This is a genomic window from Streptomyces sp. LaPpAH-108 (assembly GCF_000373625.1).
GTDB lineage: Bacteria > Actinomycetota > Actinomycetes > Streptomycetales > Streptomycetaceae > Streptomyces.
Genome location: NZ_KB891993.1, coordinates 167,472 through 183,767, shown reverse-complemented (window position 1 = coordinate 183,767; position 16,296 = coordinate 167,472). Strand labels below are relative to the sequence as shown.

At 73.3% G+C, this 16,296-nt stretch carries 18 protein-coding genes; 9 read left to right on the top strand and 9 right to left on the bottom strand.

Annotated elements, in window-relative coordinates:
• The first annotated feature begins 51 nt into the window (after positions 1-51).
• Positions 52-828 carry a GNAT family N-acetyltransferase gene (locus B079_RS0112260; protein WP_018546098.1) on the top strand — a complete coding sequence of 259 codons (777 nt, stop codon included), beginning with the start codon at positions 52-54 and terminating at the stop codon, positions 826-828.
• 83 nt (positions 829-911) lie between these two features.
• On the opposite strand, the gene B079_RS0112255 is transcribed toward B079_RS0112260, so the two are convergent.
• Positions 912-1,175, bottom strand: a complete 264-nt coding sequence (locus tag B079_RS0112255) for a GlsB/YeaQ/YmgE family stress response membrane protein (protein ID WP_018546097.1) — start codon at positions 1,173-1,175, stop codon at positions 912-914.
• A 315-nt stretch (positions 1,176-1,490) separates the two neighbouring features.
• Complete coding sequence (locus B079_RS31810) at positions 1,491-2,147, bottom strand: sigma-70 family RNA polymerase sigma factor (protein ID WP_018546096.1); 657 nt, start codon at positions 2,145-2,147, stop codon at positions 1,491-1,493.
• A gap of 94 nt (positions 2,148-2,241) precedes the next feature.
• Between B079_RS31810 and B079_RS0112245 the strand changes: the two genes are divergently transcribed.
• Positions 2,242-3,267, top strand: coding sequence for a MerR family transcriptional regulator (locus B079_RS0112245; protein ID WP_018546095.1), 1,026 nt, complete (start codon positions 2,242-2,244; stop codon positions 3,265-3,267).
• A 29-nt stretch (positions 3,268-3,296) separates the two neighbouring features.
• Here the strand turns inward: B079_RS0112245 and B079_RS0112240 are convergent, their stop codons facing one another.
• Both B079_RS0112240 and B079_RS31805 read right to left on the bottom strand, forming a co-directional pair.
• The gene (locus B079_RS0112240) at positions 3,297-4,670 is read right to left on the bottom strand and encodes a cryptochrome/photolyase family protein (protein ID WP_018546094.1); all 1,374 of its coding nucleotides are present in this window, start codon (positions 4,668-4,670) and stop codon (positions 3,297-3,299) included.
• A gap of 128 nt (positions 4,671-4,798) precedes the next feature.
• The gene (locus B079_RS31805; protein ID WP_018546093.1) at positions 4,799-6,355 is read right to left on the bottom strand and encodes an SDR family oxidoreductase; all 1,557 of its coding nucleotides are present in this window, start codon (positions 6,353-6,355) and stop codon (positions 4,799-4,801) included.
• Between the two features lie 291 nt (positions 6,356-6,646).
• On the opposite strand from B079_RS31805, the gene B079_RS35505 reads away from it, so the two are divergent.
• Positions 6,647-6,814: a hypothetical protein gene (locus B079_RS35505; protein WP_018546092.1), complete on the top strand. Its 168-nt coding sequence runs from the start codon at positions 6,647-6,649 to the stop codon at positions 6,812-6,814.
• 38 nt (positions 6,815-6,852) lie between these two features.
• On the opposite strand, the gene B079_RS0112225 is transcribed toward B079_RS35505, so the two are convergent.
• Positions 6,853-7,752 (bottom strand): aldo/keto reductase, encoded by a 900-nt coding sequence (locus B079_RS0112225; RefSeq protein WP_018546091.1) that lies wholly within the window; start codon positions 7,750-7,752, stop codon positions 6,853-6,855.
• Positions 7,753-7,821: 69 nt separating this feature from the next.
• Here B079_RS0112225 and B079_RS0112220 point away from each other — a divergent pair, with 69 nt between their 5' ends.
• From B079_RS0112220 to B079_RS0112210, 3 genes are all read left to right on the top strand, one after another.
• Positions 7,822-8,814, top strand: a complete 993-nt coding sequence (locus B079_RS0112220; protein ID WP_018546090.1) for an ArsR/SmtB family transcription factor — start codon at positions 7,822-7,824, stop codon at positions 8,812-8,814.
• Between the two features lie 101 nt (positions 8,815-8,915).
• Positions 8,916-9,119 (top strand): hypothetical protein, encoded by a 204-nt coding sequence (locus tag B079_RS0112215; RefSeq protein ID WP_018546089.1) that lies wholly within the window; start codon positions 8,916-8,918, stop codon positions 9,117-9,119.
• Positions 9,120-9,447: 328 nt separating this feature from the next.
• Positions 9,448-9,966 carry a DUF3291 domain-containing protein gene (locus B079_RS0112210; protein ID WP_018546088.1) on the top strand — a complete coding sequence of 173 codons (519 nt, stop codon included), beginning with the start codon at positions 9,448-9,450 and terminating at the stop codon, positions 9,964-9,966.
• A 13-nt stretch (positions 9,967-9,979) separates the two neighbouring features.
• Here B079_RS0112210 and B079_RS0112205 read toward each other — a convergent pair whose 3' ends face one another.
• Together B079_RS0112205 and B079_RS0112200 are read right to left on the bottom strand one after the other, a co-directional pair.
• Complete coding sequence (locus tag B079_RS0112205) at positions 9,980-11,011, bottom strand: acyl-CoA dehydrogenase family protein (protein WP_018546087.1); 1,032 nt, start codon at positions 11,009-11,011, stop codon at positions 9,980-9,982.
• 11 nt (positions 11,012-11,022) lie between these two features.
• Positions 11,023-11,943: an aldo/keto reductase gene (locus B079_RS0112200; RefSeq protein WP_018546086.1), complete on the bottom strand. Its 921-nt coding sequence runs from the start codon at positions 11,941-11,943 to the stop codon at positions 11,023-11,025.
• 139 nt (positions 11,944-12,082) lie between these two features.
• On the opposite strand from B079_RS0112200, the gene B079_RS0112195 reads away from it, so the two are divergent.
• Positions 12,083-12,475, top strand: coding sequence for a VOC family protein (locus B079_RS0112195; RefSeq protein ID WP_018546085.1), 393 nt, complete (start codon positions 12,083-12,085; stop codon positions 12,473-12,475).
• A gap of 46 nt (positions 12,476-12,521) precedes the next feature.
• Positions 12,522-13,610, top strand: a complete 1,089-nt coding sequence (locus B079_RS0112190; RefSeq protein ID WP_018546084.1) for an adenosine deaminase — start codon at positions 12,522-12,524, stop codon at positions 13,608-13,610.
• On the opposite strand, the gene B079_RS0112185 is transcribed toward B079_RS0112190, so the two are convergent.
• Both B079_RS0112185 and B079_RS0112180 read right to left on the bottom strand, forming a co-directional pair.
• Complete coding sequence (locus B079_RS0112185) at positions 13,574-14,089, bottom strand: mycothiol transferase (RefSeq protein ID WP_018546083.1); 516 nt, start codon at positions 14,087-14,089, stop codon at positions 13,574-13,576. The two genes, B079_RS0112190 and B079_RS0112185, sit on opposite strands and share 37 nt — an antisense overlap.
• A gap of 79 nt (positions 14,090-14,168) precedes the next feature.
• Complete coding sequence (locus B079_RS0112180) at positions 14,169-15,098, bottom strand: LysR substrate-binding domain-containing protein (protein WP_018546082.1); 930 nt, start codon at positions 15,096-15,098, stop codon at positions 14,169-14,171.
• 152 nt (positions 15,099-15,250) lie between these two features.
• Here B079_RS0112180 and mgrA point away from each other — a divergent pair, with 152 nt between their 5' ends.
• Positions 15,251-16,243: an L-glyceraldehyde 3-phosphate reductase gene (gene mgrA / locus B079_RS0112175; protein WP_018546081.1), complete on the top strand. Its 993-nt coding sequence runs from the start codon at positions 15,251-15,253 to the stop codon at positions 16,241-16,243.
• The last annotated feature ends 53 nt before the right edge of the window (positions 16,244-16,296 follow it).

The following is a 16,296-nucleotide window of genomic DNA, read 5'->3' as shown; positions in this document are numbered from 1 at the left end:
CGCGGGCGAATTTCCGTTGCCCGCGCGGGAGTCGGCTGCTGGAGTGAGCCCATGGACGACACAGCGGTACTGGCCGCGTACGACCGGGAGATGCGTGAGGGCGCGCGGGCCGACGGGCCGGGTGCGCGGATCGAGCGGACCGGCGCCGTGGTGCGCCAGGTGTCCGAGGCGGGCGGGTGGAACGCCGTCCTCTGGTCGGGACTCGACGCGGCGGGCGCGCACCGGGCCATCGAGGAGCAGATCGCCCGCTTCACCGGCCTCGGCCAGGAATTCGAGTGGAAGCTCTACGGCCACGACCGGCCGGCCGATCTCGGCGAGCGGCTCAGGGCCGCCGGGTTCCGGGCCGAGGACGAGGAGACCGTGATGGTCGCCGAGACCGCCCGCGTGGCCCAGGACACCGAACCGCCCGCCGGGGTGCGGGTCGTCCGGGCCACCGACGAGGCCGGGATCGAACTCGTCGTGCGCGTGCACGAGGAGGCGTTCGGGACCGACGGCACCCGGCTGCGGCACCAGCTGCTCGCACAGCACGCCGCCGACCCCGGAACCGTTCTCGCGGTGGTCGCGCTCGCCGGGGACGAACCGGTCTCCGCGGCCCGCCTGGAGATCGTGCCGGGGACCTCGTTCGCGGGACTGTGGGGCGGCGGCACGGTGACGCGGTGGCGCGGCCGGGGCATCTACCGCACCCTGGTCGCCCACCGCGCCCGTACCGCCGCAGCGCACGGCTGCCGCTATCTCCAGGTCGACGCCTCGGACATGAGCCGCCCCGTCCTGCGGCGGCTCGGCTTCCGGGCGCTGACCACCACGACCCCCTATCTGTACGGGGCGTGACGTCCCGTCGGTGGACCAGTGGGACGTCACGCCCCGTCGTCGTCAGCTCTCGTCATCTCTCAAGGGACGTGACGCCGGTTCGGTCAGCGGCGACTCCGCGACCGGTCGAGCGCCGCGACACCCGCTGCCGCCAGGGCGATCTGGATCAGCCATTCGATCCAGTCGGGCCCGTCGGTGTCCGCCACCCCGAGCCCGGCCGCGATCGCGGAGCCCAGCAGGGCGGCCACGATGCCGACGACGATGGTCAGCAGAATGCCGATGTGCTGGCGGCCGGGTACGACCAGCCTGCCGAGCACGCCGATGATGATGCCGATGATTATGGCGCTGATGATGCCTGAGATTTCCATATCCACCCCTCCGGGTCCGGGCCCTCGCTGCCTTGGCATGTGCCCGCTGTAACCGGAGGCAGTCCCCCGGAGCGGGCTCCGGCCGGAATCGGATCATCGGCGTCCGCCGCAGGGCGGGGGCGGCGCCTTCCGCAGGGCAGGAGGGAGGCCGGTCCGCAGGGCATGGGGGAGGCCGGTCCGCCCGGGCGAACCGGCCTCGCGTCCTTCGTTGTCCTGCGATATCAGCGTGTGCTCCCTTCCCTCGCGTAGTGCGGGGCTGGACCGCGCTGGTGGGGTGAGCGGTGCAGCACCGCTGTTCCTCATATTTTGCGCCTTTTATGGCCCTGTGTGTAGGGGGTGGGCGGGATTGTCTGCGGAAGCCGGTTCCGGCCGCTCGATCCCGCACCGCAGCCGGTGCAGACCCCGGCGCGCGTGGCTCTTCACCGTGCCCAGCGGCCACCCCGTGCGGGCCGCGATCTGCGGCTGGGTGAGGTCCTCGTAGAACGCCAGGTACAGCACGCGCCGCTGCGCCGCCGGGAGGCGCCCCAGCTCCCGCCGGACCAGCACCCGGTCCAGCGCCGACTCCGGCTCCGGGGCGGCCGTGGGGCCCGGCAGCGTCGTCCCCGCCGCCGTGACCAGCTCGCCGCGCCGGGTGCGCGCGGCCAGCGCGTCGGCGATCTTGCGCCGGGTGATGCCGACGATCCAGCCGGGCAGCGGCCCCCGCTCCGGGCGGTAGCCCGCCCGGCCCCGCCACACACCGAGGAACACCTGCTGGGTCACGTCCTCCGCCTCCCCGGCGTTCCCGAGCGCCCGCCGCGCCAGCGTGTACACCAGCGGCGACCAGCGGTGATAGGCGGCGGCCAGACAGCGCTCGTCGCCCGCCACCAGGCCCCGCGCGATCTCCTGGTCGCCGTACGACTCCTCGGCCGCGGCCCACCGGGAGGCGGCGGGAACGGCTGGGGCGGCGGCGGGCGCGGCCGGATACGGGGACATGACCTCGGCTCCTCACGGACGACGGTTCCGCCATCGTGTGAGCCGGGCGCGGGCACCCACAACTCGCATCGATTCTGCGTCGTATAGTCGCCGTATGGACGACAAACCGGTGCGCACCGGACCGGACCTGGACCTGGACGCCGGGCCGCCGCCGTCAGCGCGCCCCGCGTCCGCCGACGCGGGCCTGACCACCGGCGCCCTCGCCCGCAGGCTCGGCGTCTCGCCCACCACGCTGCGCTCCTGGGACCGGCGCTACGGCATCGGCCCGGCCGCCCGCGCCGACGGCCGCCACCGGCGCTGGGCCCCGGACGACGTGGCCGTCCTGGAGGCGATGTGCCGCCTCACCGCGTCCGGCGTGCCGCCCGCCGAGGCGGCCCGCGCCGCCAGGGACCGGGCGCACGCGAACGCCCCGGCCGTCGCGTCGTCCGTGGCGCGGAGTGCCCCGCGTTCCCGGGCCGCCGGTGCGCTGCCCCTCGGCGACGTACGCCAGGAGTGCCGGGGGCTCGCCCGCGCGGCCGTCCGCCTGGACGCCCCCGCTGTCGCGCGGCAACTGGACCGCGCCATCACCGAGTTCGGCCTCACCGCTGCCTGGCAGGACGTGATGGCGCCCGCGTTGCACGCCGTAGGCCGCAAGTGGGCGTCCTCCGGGGACCGTTACGTCGAGGTGGAACACCTGCTGTCCTGGCACGTCTCCACCGCGCTGCGCCATCACACCGCTCCCGTGGGCGCGTCCGTCGCCCCGGTCCTGCTGGCCTGCGTCCCCGACGAACAGCACACCCTCCCGCTGGAAGCGCTCAACGCGTCGCTCGCCCAAAGTGCCATCCCCACCCGCATGTTCGGCGCCGCCGTCCCGGCCGACGCGCTCGGCGCGGCCGTACGACGGCTCGGCCCGGCGGCGGTCGTGCTGTGGGCCCAGGCCCGTGCCACGGCGGCCCCGCAGCTCGCCCGGCACATCGCGGCCACCGCGTGGGGCGTACGCGGCGCCCGCGCCCAGCCTCGGGTCCTGCTCGGCGGACCCGGCTGGAGCGGTCGTCCCACCCGGGGCATGGTCCGCCCGACCGGTCTCGCCGACGCGCTGACCACCCTGACGACGGCGTACGGAATCGATCAACAGGGATGATCCGAGGGCCTGTTGATCCTTCCTGACGCTCAGTCACGTCCCCGCGCGTGCTTGAACCGGGCCAGCCCGTCGGGGAGTTCCACGATCGGGTCCGGGTAGTTGCCGACGGCCGCCCGGTCCGGGTCGCTCAGCTTCCACGGCTCGTGCACCGCAGGGCCCTCGATCTCCGCCAACTCCTCGACCCAGCGCCGTACATACGCGCCGTCGGGGTCGTATCGCCTGGCTTGCGTGACCGGGTTGAGGACGCGGTTGGGGCGGGTGTCCGTGCCGGTGCCCGCCATCCACTGCCAGTTGAGCTGGTTGTTGGCGATGTCGCCGTCGACCAGCAGATCGAGGAAGTGCCGGGCGCCCACCCGCCAGTCGACGTACAAGGTCTTGGCCAGGAAGCTCGCCGTCAGCAGCCGTCCCCGGTTGTGCATCCAGCCCTCGTACCGCAGTTGGCGCATCGCCGCGTCCACCACCGGGTAGCCGGTGCGGCCCTCGCGCCATGCCTCGATGTCGGCCTCGGCCGCGCTGCCCGAGCGCCAACGGTCGTGCTTGGTGCGGTAGTCGGCGTGCGAGGCGGCCGGGCGGGCGGCCAGCACCTGGCGGTGGAAGTCCCGCCAGGCGAGCTGCCGTACGAACGCCTCCGCGCCCGCGCCGCCCGCCTTCCGTGCCCGGTGCACCAGCTCGATCGCGGACAACGTGCCGAAGTGCAGATGCGGGGAAAGCCGGGACGTGGCGTCGCCCGCCAGGTCGTCGTGCCGGTCCTCGTACGCGCCGACCCCCGAGCGCAGCCACGCGGTCAGCCGCCTGCGGCCCTCCGTCTCGCCGCCCTCCGCCAGCCCGGGGGAGACGCCCGCGACGGCGGACCGGGACGGCGGCTCCTCGGAACCGACGTGCTCCGGCACCCGCACCACGCGCGGCGCGGCCACCGCGTCCCGCAGCCGCTCGCCCGACCACTGGCGGAAGTACGGCGTGAACACCGCGAAGTGGTCCGAGGACGCCGGGGTCACCGCGCCGGGCGCCACCGCCCCCGTCACCGTCTCGTGCACGTGCAGCCTGCGCCCGTCCGCCTCCAGCGCGTCGCGCAGCCGCTGCTCGCGCCGCTGGGCGTACGCGCTCACGTCGGCCGACAGATGCACCTCGTCGGCGTCGGCCTCCGCGACCACCTTGCATACCTGCTCCACCACGTCGCCCGAGCGCACCACGAGCCGTCCGCCGCGCTCGCGCAGCCCGGCGTCCAGGTCGCGCAGACAGTCGGCGAGGAACGCCTGCCGGTTGGGCGCGTCGTGCGCGGCGGCCATGGCCGGGTCGCGCACGAAGAGGGGGACGACCTGACGCGAGCCGTCCAGGGCCGCGCGCAGCGGCGGATGGTCGTGCAGACGCAGGTCGGCGGTGAACAGGACGACCGAGGTGTTCATCGGGCGGCTCCGGAGCAGGCGGTTCGGGCGAACAGGCGGTTCGGACGAGCGGGTACGGACGCTGACTCTTCCGGCCGGGGGCGCCCGGCGGACGCACCCGGGGGAGGGTTCCTTCGGCGGGCGCCCGTTCAGCGCCGCCCGGCCGGGCTCCTACGCCGCCGCAGGGCCGGTGACTTCGCGCGGTCCTCGGGCTCCCGGCACGCGGCGCGCGCGATGTTGCGGACCATGCCGCCGAACACGAGCGCGTGGAACGGCGAGACCGCCCACCAGTACGCCTGGCCGAGCAGCCCGCGCGGATGGAACAGGGCGCGCTGGCGGTAGCGGCTGCGGCCGTCGCCGTCCGGGAAGGAGTACATCTCCAGCCAGGCGAGACCCGGCAGCCGCATCTCGGCCCGCAGCCGCAGCAGATGCTCCGGCTCGACCTCCTCCACCCGCCAGAAGTCCAGCGAGTCGCCCACCCGCAGCCGCTCGGCGTCCCGGCGGCCCCGGCGCAGCCCGACCCCGCCCATCGCGCGGTCCAGCCAGCCCCGCAGGCTCCAGGCCAGCGGGAAGGAGTACCAGCCGTTGTCGCCGCCCACGCCCTCGATCACCCGCCACAGGGCGCGCACCGGGGCATCGACCACCGTCTCGCGCTCGTCGGAGTAGAGGCTGCCGCCCGCCCAGTCGGGGTCGGTGGGCAGCGGCTCGCTCGGGGCGCCCGGCACGGCCGCCGACGACCAGCGCGTGTCCACCTTGGCCTCCCGCACCCGGCGCAGCGCGAGCCGCACCGCCGCGTCGAAGCCGTACGGATGCCCCGGCGGCTCGGGCAGATACCGGCGGATGTCGTGCTCCCGGCACACCACCTCGTGCCGCAGCGACTCGGTCAGCGGCCGGGCGATGGACGCGGGCACCGGCGTCACGAGCCCGACCCAGTGGCTGGACAGGCCCGGTGTCAGCATCGGCACCGACAGGATGAGCCGGTGGGGGAGGTGCGCGACCTGCGCGTACCGCAGCATCATCTCGCGGTACGTGAGCACGTCCGGGCCCCCGATGTCGAAGGCGCGGCTGACGTCCGGGGGCAGGCTCGCGCAGCCGACCAGCAGCCGCAGCACGTCCTCCACACCGATCGGCTGGATACGGGTGTGCACCCAGCTCGGGGTGACCATCACGGGCAGCCGCTCGGTGAGATAGCGCAGCATCTCGAAGGAGGCCGAGCCCGAGCCGATGATCACCGCCGCGCGCAGTACGGCCGTCGGCACGCCCGAGGACAGCAGGATGCGGCCCACCTCGGCCCGCGACCTGAGGTGCGGGGAGAGTTCGCCCTCGGGCACGTCGGCCGGGGTGAGCCCGCCGAGATAGACGATCCGGCGCACCCCGGCGGCCTTGGCCTCCTTGCCGAAGGTACGGGCCGCGCGGCGATCGGTCGCCTCGAAGTCGTCGCCGGTGCCGAGCGCGTGCACCAGGTAGTACGCCACGTCGACGCCCCGCATCGCCTCGGCCGTCGACTCCGGGTCGGTGACATCGCCCTGGACGATCTCCACCTGCCCGGCCCACGGATGGTCGCGCAGCTTGCGCGGGGTGCGGGCGAGACAGCGCACTCGGTACCCGGCCGCCAGCAGCTCCGGCACCAGACGGCCGCCGATGTAGCCGGTGGCACCGGTCACGAGGCAGAGCGGGGCGTCGCCCGTGGCGTGGTCGTCGTTCATCGTGCCGGGTCCTCCGCGTCGGTGTGATCTGCCGTGGCGTTGTCCCCGCCCCTTCTCGTCCCCCGCCCTCTTGTGCTTCTTTTCGGCGGCGTTCTCCGGATGCGTGCTCCGTCCGGACGAGTGGCGCCCTCCGCCCAGCGTGCCCGCGCCGCGCGGACGGCGCCTGTCGAAGTCGCGGTCCGGGACCGACCGGCGTACGGTGCGTGGCCGTCGCTTTCCGGGGCAGACGGGGGAGTACACGTCGTACGGTCCCGTCGTACGTCCCCTCGTTCTCCGGAGGTGTCCGCCGCCATGGTCGCGAAGGTGCTGGAGCGGTTCCCCGCAGGCTCGCCCCGTGGATCCTGGCCCGCGGAGGAGTACGCCGCGGCCCGCCGCGCGGAGGGCCGTCCCGTGACCGTGGTGATGGACCTGGAGTCGGACAGTTTCCTCGTGGTCCTGGAGAAGCGGGGCGAGGACTGAGCCGAGGGCGCGGTGGGCTCACCGGCTTCGGCGGTGTCTCAGGCGGTGCCGTGGCGGAGGTCGGTCAGTTCGTCCTCGGTGAGGCGCAGGGAGCCTGCCGCCACGTTCTCGGCGAGGTGGCCGAGGTCGCCGGTGCCGGGGATGGCCAGGACGTGCGGGCCCTGGTGGAGTGTCCACGCCAGCCGGACCTGGGCGGTGCTCACCCCGTGGGCACGGGCGACGGCGTGCACCCGGTCGCTGTCCCGTGCGGGGGCGCCGGTCGTGCGTCCGGTGCCCGCGATCGAGTAGAACGGCACGAACGCGATGCCCTGTTCGCCGCAGATCCGCAGGAGTTCTTCCTGTTCGGGTGACGCGCCGATGCCGTACATGTTCTGGACGCAGACCACCGGTGCGATGGCCTGGGCCTCGGTGAGGTGGTGGGGGCGGATGTTGGACAGGCCGAGGTGGCGGATGAGTCCGGCCTGGCGGAGGTCCGCGAGCGTGCCGAAGCGGTCGGCGAGGGAGTCGGTGCCGACGATGCGCAGGTTGACGACGTCGAGGTGGTCGCGGCCGAGCTGGCGCAGGTTCTCCTCCACCTGGCCGCGCAGCTGTGCCGGTGTGGCGTGGGGCAGCCAGTCGCCCGAGAGGTCGCGGCCGGGGCCGACCTTGGTGGCGATGACGAGGTCGTCCGGGTAGGGCGCGAGGGCGCGGTCGATCAGCTCGTTGGCGGAGCGCAGGGGGGAGAAGTAGAACGCGGCGGTGTCGATGTGGTTCACGCCGAGTTCGACCGCCCGGCGCAGCACCTGGAGCGCCTGGTCGCGGTCGCGCGGGACGGCGTCGGGGACGAGCGCTTCGCCGTACTGGGGGAGGCGCATCGTGCCGAAGCCGAGCCGGTGGACCGTGCGGTCGCCGAGCTTCCAGGTGCCCGATGCCGCCGCGGTGATCGTCTGTGAGGTCATGGCGGGATGATCGGCGCGGGGTAGTCTGACGGGCCATTGATTAAGAGATGTGTGAATCCTCGGGGGGTGATGGTCGTGGCGGAGCTGGCGTTCTCGGCGAACGACCTGGCGAACGTACGGTTCGCCGTCTCGCCCATGTGGGAGGTCGCACCCAGCTTCCGGCTGCTGACCTCGAACACCGCGCACCCGGTGCACCGGCCGTGGATCGAGCAGACGCGGTCGCGGGTGCTGGCCGCCGGTCTGGACCGGGGATGGCTCGCCGAGCTGATCGGACCGTCCGGCTATGTGCCCGACTTCCTCACCCCGGCGCCCGCGCTTCCGGCCCCCGCCCCGGCGGCGGAGTGGGACGCGATCCGGGCGTCGTCTCCCGACCGGGTACGGCGGGACCTCGACCATCTCGCCCGCCACCAGGGGCATCTCGGCCCACGGCTGTCGAGCCTGCGCGCCGACCCGGCAGGCCGCCTGGCCAAGGTCGTCCAGGAGATCGAGACGTACTGGGAACTGGCACTCGCCCCCTACTGGGCGCGGATCAGGGCCGTACTGGACGCCGATGTCTTCCACCGGGCCCGTACGGTCGCCGAGCACGGCGCGGGTCGCCTCTTCAACGACCTGCATCCCACGATGAGTTGGGACGACAACGCGCTCAGACTGGTCCGCCGGAAACGGAACATGCCGCGCCCGTCCGTGGGTTCGGGACTGCTGCTGATCCCCTCCGCCTTCACCGGCCCCGGCCTGCGCACCCAGGTCAGCCCACCGGACCCGCCCCAACTCGCCTACCCGGCCCGGGGCGTCGGCGCCCTGTGGCAGACGCGGCCCACCACCGGCAGCCGCGCCCTCACCCCCGTCCTCGGCCGCTCCCGCACCCTGTTGCTGACCGAACTGGACACCCCGGCCTCCACCACCGAACTCGCCCACCGCACGGGGCTCTCCCCGGCGGGGGTGTCCCAGTACCTCACCGCGCTGCGCGACGCGGGTCTGGTGAGCGCTCATCGAGCGGGACGCTCTGTGCTGTACGCCCGTACGGCTGTCGCGGAGAGCCTGCTCGACGCGGTGTCGGGCTGACGGCGCCCTGTTCCGCTGACCTGGGTGCCGCCGCCTCCCCATGACCGACTGACGGCCGCTGATCGTGGATAGGCTGAACAGGAATCCTGTCAGGAGGGGTCATGGCGAAGGTCACCATCAGTCTGGACAGCGATCTGGCCATCGAGGTCATGCTGCTGGCCGGTACGAGGAGTCCGCAGGACGCGGTCGAACTGATCGTCCGGGACTATCTGGAACGGGGTCACCGCACCGAGGCCCGCACCGGGAACGCCGCCGACCAGGAGCGCCTTGCCGACCGGCGGTCGGCGCCGGAGGAGGGCCGATGAACGGGGCGGGGTGCTGGTCAGAGTAGAGGCGGTAGAGCCGACTCCGTCGAGACCCGGTCCGTATGGGCCGGGGCCGTGTCACGGTCTGGCCCTACGCGCTCTGACTGCCGAGGTGGGTGAGCACCACCTGTGCGCCCGCCCGCAAGTGGCCCCTGCGAGAGGCCATTTGGCGAGGGAAAACGCAACTTCGACAGGGCCCGCGGAGGCGGCTACCTTCACCTGGTCCTCGGCAACCGGTCCCGGTCGCCCAGGAGTTCCTTCAGGCTGAGCCGCCCGTGACGGGACGAGCCGGTCACGCCCCACGCACCCTTGCCCCCGGGAGACACGCATGCCCCATCTCGCGCTGTACACCTTCGGTGTCCTGAAGTCACCGCTCGCCGATCCCTCGCCGCTCACCCGCGAGTTCTACGACATCGGTGCGGCCGTCTACCCGGAGATCAGCCGGCACCCCGGATATCTCGCGCACGCCGAAGCGGCGGACGGCGACCGGGGCGGGCTCTTCGAGGCGGACTGGGGTGCGTGGGGCGAGTTCGCCGTACCGGCCTGGTACGGCAAGGGCCGTACGGCGGACACCACCGCCCTGGCCGCTTCCCTCTCCCTCTGGACCGACCTGCGCCCCGCCTTCGACGCCGTCTATACCGGCCTGCACCGCGAGGCGATGGCCAGGCGGTACGACTGGTTCGAGCGGACAGCACATCCGAATTACGTCTTCTGGTGGGTCGCCGACGATGTGACCCCCACCTGGCGCGACGGGGTCTCCCGGCTGGAACACCTCCACGACCACGGCCCCGCACCGCACGCCTTCACCTTCCACGACGCGTTCGGCCCGGACGGAGCCGACCGCTGAGGAAGGGCGGCCCTCAGCCCGCCAGCGCCCGCAGATGCGCCTCCCGGGTCTCCGCCGTCTGGCCCTGGACCAGGAGGAACAGCCCCTCGCGGGCGAGGCGTTGGGCGCGGGAGGTGAGGGACATGGCTCGGCCGCCGCCGGTCACGACCGCCGCCGTGGTCGCCTCGGTGAGGGCGGCGTACGCCTCGGCGCGTACGGCGAGCCGTTCCTCGGCGCGTTCCAGTGGCTCGGGGTGGTCGGCCAAGGCGTAGGCGCGGTGGCGGAGTTCGGCGAGGCGGGCGCGGAGCGGGGCGGCCGTACGGTTGTCCAGGAGGGACAGCGCGGCGGAGGCGAGGCCGAAGACCGCCGGGTTGGTGTTCAGGGTCTTGGCGCGGTCGGCGGGGGCCCACTGGGCGTACGGGATGCGCAGGGCCACCGCGTCCTCGGGCACCCGGAGGCCGTCCAGCTCCAGCGACACCGTACGGGCGGCGGAGAGCGCCGCGAGCCGCATCGGTGCCGAGGCCCGGAGCCCGGGCTGCTCACGGGCCTCGACGAAGGCGAACAGGACCTCGTCGTCCTCGGTCACCCCGGCCAGCAGCATCAGGTCGTTCAGACCCCACCCCGTGAACCAGGGCACGCTGCCGTCGAACCGCCACCAGCCGTCCTGCCGCCGTACCCGCACCGGAGTCCTCGGATAGGCCCGCAGATGCGCGTACGCCACCCCGGACAGCAGCTCCCCGCGCGACAACGGGCCCAACAGCCGCTCCCGCGCGGCCGGTTCACCCCGGACCAGGGTCTGCACCGGCGTGTGGTGCTGCGTCTGCACGAACCACGTCGAGCAGCACGCCCCGGCCAGGATCTCCGCCGTCTCCCGCAGCACGGCCGCAGGCGCCCCCGCGCCGCCGTACTCGACCGGCGCCGTCACCCCCAGCAGCCCCGACCGTTTGACCGCCTCGATGTGACCGGCGGGCACCCCCTCCTGATCCACCCGGGCGGCCTCGGGTTCCAGCAGCGAGTCGGCGAGGTGCCGGGCGCGGGCGACGAGCGGATGCGTGGTGATCGTCATACCGACGATTCTCACCCGGCGGGGCGGCTCGCTTCGCGGTGCAGGGCGTTCAGCCGGGTCAGTTCCTCCGCGGTCAGCCTCAGGGCGCCCGCCGCGATGTTCTCGACCAGGTGGTCCGGGTTGCCGGTGCCGGTGATCGCGAGGACGTGCGGGCCCTGGTGCAGGGTCCAGGCGGTACGGATCTGGGCCGGGCGCACCCCGTGCGCGCGGGCGGTCTCCGCCACCTCGGCCTCGGCCCGCGCGGCGACGGCACCGTGCTCACCGCCCTCGCCCGCGACGGCGTAGTACGGCACGAAGGCGATCCCGCGCTCCCGGCACATCTCCAGGAGCGTGTCGGTGCCGGGATCGGGCAGGTCGAGCGCGTACCGCTGCTGCACGGAGACGACGGGGGCGATCTCCAGTGCCTCGGTGAGGTGCCGTGGCCGCACGGCGGAGATCCCGAGGTGCCGGATCAGGCCCGCCTCGCGCAGCTCGGCGAGCGCGCCGAAGTGCTCGGCTATGGAGTCCTGCCGCATCCGGCGCAGGTAGACGAGGTCGAGATGGTCGCGGCCGAGCTGGCGCAGGTTCTCCTCGACCTGGCCGCGCAGCTGGTCCGGGCGCGCGGAGGTGCCCCACCCGCCGTCCTGCTCGCGGAACGGGCCGACCTTGGTGGCGATGAGCAGATCGTCGGGGTACGGGGCCAGCGCGGTGTTGAGCAGTTCGTTGGCCGAGCGGAGCGCGGAGAAGTAGAACGCGGCCGTGTCGATGTGGTTCACCCCGAGTTCGCGGGCCCGGCGCAGCACGGCGATCGAACGCGCCCGGTCGCTCGGGGTGCCCTCGTGGAAGGCGGAGCTGCCCGTCAGGCGCATGGTGCCGAAGCCGGTGCGGTGGACGGGGAAGTCGCCGAGCCGGAAGGTGCCCGACGCGGCGGCGGTGATCGTTTCGGCGGTCATCGGCGGAGTGTGCCACAGCGGAGCGGACGGGACGCGGGGTTTCCCCCGGGGCGTCCCGCGCTTCCCGCCGGAGGTGACTGGCGCACGTCAGGTTTTACGTATAACCTCTCCCGCTAACCACCCTCACCGGAAGGCCCCGATGCGACGCGTTGCCCTGGTCACCCTTGTCGTGGACGACTACGACGAGGCCATCCGCTTCTACACCGAGGCCCTGGGCTTCCGCCTCGCCGAGGACGAGCCCCGCCCCGACGGCGCCCGCTGGGTCGTGGTCGTACCCGGCGAGGGCGACGACGGCACCGGACTGCTGCTCGCCCGCGCCAAGGACGACGCCCAGCGCGCCCGCGTCGGTGACCAGACCGGCGGCCGGGTCGGCTTCTTCCTGCACACCGACGACTTCGCCCGCGACCACGCGCGCATGACCGCCGCCGGGGTGACCTTCCTGGAGGAGCCCCGCCACGAGTCCTACGGCTCCGTCGCCGTCTTCCAGGACCTCTACGGCAACCGCTGGGACCTCCTCCAGCCCGCCGCCTGAACCCCCGCATCCCGCACCCCCGCACGATCCGCCGAGGAAGCACGCCATGACCGCGCCCCGCATCGACACCGACACCCTCCGCCGGCTCCCCAAGGCCGTGCTGCACGACCACCTCGACGGCGGTCTGCGCCCCGCCACGCTCGTCGACCTCGCGGCCTCGGTGGGCCACACCCTGCCCACCACCGACCCCGACGAGCTGGCCGCCTGGTACGTGGAGGCCGCCAACTCCGGCGACCTGGTGCGCTACATAGGCACCTTCGAGCACACCCTCGCCGTCCTGCAGAACCGTGAGGGCCTGCTGCGCGTCGCCGAGGAGTACGTCCTCGACCTCGCCGCCGACGGCGTGGTCTACGGCGAGGTGCGCTACGCCCCGGAACTGAACACCCAGGGCGGGCTCACGATGCGCGAGGTCGTGGAGACCGTGCAGGAGGGCCTTGCCTCCGGTATGGCCAAGGCGGCAGCCGCCGGGACGCCCGTGCGCGTGGGCACCCTGCTGTGCGGGATGCGGATGTTCGACCGCGTTCAGGAGGCCGCCGAGCTGGCCGTCGCCTACCGGGACGCGGGCGTCGTCGGCTTCGACATCGCGGGCGCCGAGGACGGCTTCCCGCCCGCCGACCACCTCGCCGCCTTCGAACTGCTGCGCCGCGAGAGCGTGCCGTTCACCATCCACGCGGGCGAGGCGTACGGCCTGCCCAGCGTCCACCAGGCCCTCCAGGTGTGCGGCGCCCAGCGCATCGGCCACGGCGTCCGCCTCACCGAGGACATCGTGGACGGCAAGCTCGGCCGCCTCGCCGGGTGGGTGCGCGACCGCCGTATCGCCCTGGAGATGTGCCCCACCTCCAACCTCCAGACGGGCTGCGCAACCTCCATCGCCGAGCACCCCGTCACCGCGCTGAAGGACCTCGGCTTCCGGGTCACCCTCAACACCGACAACCGGCTGGTCTCCGGCACCACGATGACCCGCGAGATGTCCCTGCTCGTCGAGGAGGCGGGCTGGACGGCCGAGGACCTGCGCACGGTCACGGTGAACGCCGTCAAGAGCGCGTTCATCCCGTTCGACGAGCGCAAGGCCCTCCTCGAGGACGTGATCCTGCCGGGCTACGCGGACGCCGTCTGCAGCAGCCCGCGTGCGTAGGCGGCCTGTCCGACGTGCTGGAGATCGTCGGACAGGACGCTCACCAGGCGCACCCCGAGCGTGACCGGCGGGCTCCAGCGCTCGTCCACCACCCGCTCCAGGTCGCCCGCCGTGACCGAGCGCAGCGCCTTCAGGCTCTGCTCGTGCACCGCGTCGTAGTACCCGGTCAGCAGGTCCGCCGAGTCCACCCGGACCTTGGCGACCTGCGCCGGGGAGTGCCCGTAGCCGGTGTCGTGGGCGGGCAGCTTCAGCCCGAAGCGCTTCTCCCAGCCGTCGGACAGCCACACCTGGTCCAGGCCGAAGGCGTCGGCGATGTGGTCGTCCTGCACCCGGGTGAGATGCCAGACCAGCCAGGCGATGGTGTTGGCACCGGGCGCGGGGCTCGTGTCCAGCTCGTCGGGGCCGAGACCGTCCAGGACGGCGTGGACCTCTTCCCGGATGCGGCCGAAGCCGTCGATGAGGATGTCCTTGGCATGCATGGGTCCACCATCGCCCATCCCGGCCGTCGCCGCGCCCCGATCGCCTGACGGCGCGTCACCCCTCGGGTCGCCTCTCGTGTCACACGTCCCCGAGCGGGCCGGTCACCGCCGGTTCCGCCGGTACGGCCGCCTCCTTCGTGCCCAGCAGCGAGAGCAGGGCGCGGGCGGCCGGGCTGGTCGCGCGCTCCGGCGGCAGCAGCACCACCGTCTCGTACGCCGCCTCGCCCATGCCCTTCAGCGGGAGCGCGGTGAGCGAGGACCGCTTGTGCCGGAAGTGCCGGGGGACGACCGCGATCCCCAGGTTCTCGTCCACCAGGTCCAGCAGGCTGTGCACGTCGTTGACCTCCAGGGCGACCGTGCGCCGCACCCCGGCCGCCGTGAACGCCGCGTCCGTCGCCCGGCGCGGACCCCAGTCCGGGTGGAAGTCCACGAACACCTCGCCCGCCAGATCGGCCGGGGCGAGGACCGCACCCGCCTCGGCGAACCGGTGCCCCGGATGGCACAGCACCGTCATGGGCTCGCTCGTCAGCGGTACGGCCCGCAACTGGTCGCCGTCCGTGCGGGTGCGGTAGGCGAAGGCCAGGTCGAGACGGCCCGCCGCGACCTCCTCGGCCAGCGCGCCCGTACCGGTCTGCCGCAGCCGGATCTCCACGTCCGGGTGCTCCCGGCGGAAGGCCGCGAGCAGCCCCGCCACCCGCACCCCGGCGATGCACTGCTCGGTGCCCAGCGCCACCGTGCCGCGCAGCACACCCTGTACGGCGGCCACCGCCTCGTGCGCCGCGCGGACCTGCGCGAGCACCCGCTCGGCCTCCACAAGCAGCGCCCGCCCGGCCTCGGTCAGCGTCACCCGCCGGGTGGTGCGCACGAAGAGCGGCGCCCGCAGCTCGCGCTCCAGGGACCGGATCGACGCCGACAGGCCCGACTGGGACACCATGAGCCGTTCGGCGGCCCGGGTGAAGTGCTGGTCCTCGGCGACCGCGACGAAGTGCTGGAGATGACGCAGTTCCATGACGGAGAAGCCTAACCGGATTGAGAAACCCGCTCGCTCAAACCCATCGCATTCTCCTGTTGGACCGCTGACCGGGCCCCGGGACAGAGTGGGGGAGGCTGCCGGACACCCGGCAGCCGGGAAGACCGAGTGCCCACCCCACTGGAGTCGCGTTGTACACCGCACACCCCGACCGCTACGCCGAGATGCCCTACCGGCGCACCGGACGCAGCGGACTGAAGCTCCCTGCCCTGTCGCTCGGCCTGTGGCACAACTTCGGCCCCGACCGGCCCGCGGAGACCCAGCGCGCGATCCTGCGCCGCGCCTTCGACCTCGGCGTCACCCACTTCGACCTCGCCAACAACTACGGCCCCCCGCCCGGCGCCGCCGAATCCGCCCTCGGCGAGGCACTGAAGGCCGACTTCGCGCCGTACCGCGACGAACTGGTGATCTCCACCAAGGCGGGCTACCTCATGTGGCCCGGCCCGTACGGCGAGTGGGGCTCGCGCAAATATGTGCTGGGCTCACTGGACCAGTCGCTGAAGCGTATGGGCCTGGACCATGTGGACATCTTCTACTCCCACCGCTTCGACCCCGACACCCCGCTGGAGGAGACGATGGGTGCCCTGCACTCCGCCGTCCAGCAGGGCAAGGCGCTCTACGTCGGCATCTCCAACTACCCGGCCGAGCAGACCCGGGAGGCCGCCCGCATCCTGGCCGGGCTGGGCACCCCGCTCCTCATCCACCAGCCGCGCTACTCGATGCTCGACCGGCGCCCCGAGGACGAGGGCGTGCTCGACGCCCTGGACGACCTCGGCGTCGGCTCCATCGTCTACTCCCCGCTGGAACAGGGTCTGCTCACCGACCGCTATCTCGACGGCATCCCCGAGGACTCCCGCGCCGCGAGCGACAGCCCCTTCCTGAACTCCGACGCCGTCACCGAGGACCTGGTCGCCCGGCTGCGCGCCCTGGACGAGATCGCCAAGTCCCGGGGCCAGTCCCTCGCGCAGCTCGCCCTTGCCTGGGTGCTACGGGGCGGCCGGGTCACCTCGGCCCTGGTCGGCGCGAGCAGCCCCCGCCAGCTGGAGGACAGCGTGGGCGCGCTGCGGAACCTGGACTTCGCGACGGAGGAACTGGCGCGGATCGACGAGGTGTTGGAGGGCTGAGGGGCCAACTGCCCCTGAGGGGCCGCGATTGAGCGGCTGAGTGGCTCGGTGGC

Bases quoted from the DNA above. Each gene is read 5' to 3' on its own strand.
- B079_RS0112260 (WP_018546098.1), top strand. From the start codon at position 52: ATGGACGACACAGCGGTACTGGCCGCGTACGACCGGGAGATGCGTGAG.
- B079_RS0112255 (WP_018546097.1), bottom strand. From the start codon at position 1,175: ATGGAAATCTCAGGCATCATCAGCGCCATAATCATCGGCATCATCATC.
- B079_RS31810 (WP_018546096.1), bottom strand. From the start codon at position 2,147: ATGTCCCCGTATCCGGCCGCGCCCGCCGCCGCCCCAGCCGTTCCCGCC.
- B079_RS0112245 (WP_018546095.1), top strand. From the start codon at position 2,242: ATGGACGACAAACCGGTGCGCACCGGACCGGACCTGGACCTGGACGCC.
- B079_RS0112240 (WP_018546094.1), bottom strand. From the start codon at position 4,670: ATGAACACCTCGGTCGTCCTGTTCACCGCCGACCTGCGTCTGCACGAC.
- B079_RS31805 (WP_018546093.1), bottom strand. From the start codon at position 6,355: ATGAACGACGACCACGCCACGGGCGACGCCCCGCTCTGCCTCGTGACC.
- B079_RS35505 (WP_018546092.1), top strand. From the start codon at position 6,647: ATGGTCGCGAAGGTGCTGGAGCGGTTCCCCGCAGGCTCGCCCCGTGGA.
- B079_RS0112225 (WP_018546091.1), bottom strand. From the start codon at position 7,752: ATGACCTCACAGACGATCACCGCGGCGGCATCGGGCACCTGGAAGCTC.
- B079_RS0112220 (WP_018546090.1), top strand. From the start codon at position 7,822: ATGGTCGTGGCGGAGCTGGCGTTCTCGGCGAACGACCTGGCGAACGTA.
- B079_RS0112215 (WP_018546089.1), top strand. From the start codon at position 8,916: ATGGCGAAGGTCACCATCAGTCTGGACAGCGATCTGGCCATCGAGGTC.
- B079_RS0112210 (WP_018546088.1), top strand. From the start codon at position 9,448: ATGCCCCATCTCGCGCTGTACACCTTCGGTGTCCTGAAGTCACCGCTC.
- B079_RS0112205 (WP_018546087.1), bottom strand. From the start codon at position 11,011: ATGACGATCACCACGCATCCGCTCGTCGCCCGCGCCCGGCACCTCGCC.
- B079_RS0112200 (WP_018546086.1), bottom strand. From the start codon at position 11,943: ATGACCGCCGAAACGATCACCGCCGCCGCGTCGGGCACCTTCCGGCTC.
- B079_RS0112195 (WP_018546085.1), top strand. From the start codon at position 12,083: ATGCGACGCGTTGCCCTGGTCACCCTTGTCGTGGACGACTACGACGAG.
- B079_RS0112190 (WP_018546084.1), top strand. From the start codon at position 12,522: ATGACCGCGCCCCGCATCGACACCGACACCCTCCGCCGGCTCCCCAAG.
- B079_RS0112185 (WP_018546083.1), bottom strand. From the start codon at position 14,089: ATGCATGCCAAGGACATCCTCATCGACGGCTTCGGCCGCATCCGGGAA.
- B079_RS0112180 (WP_018546082.1), bottom strand. From the start codon at position 15,098: ATGGAACTGCGTCATCTCCAGCACTTCGTCGCGGTCGCCGAGGACCAG.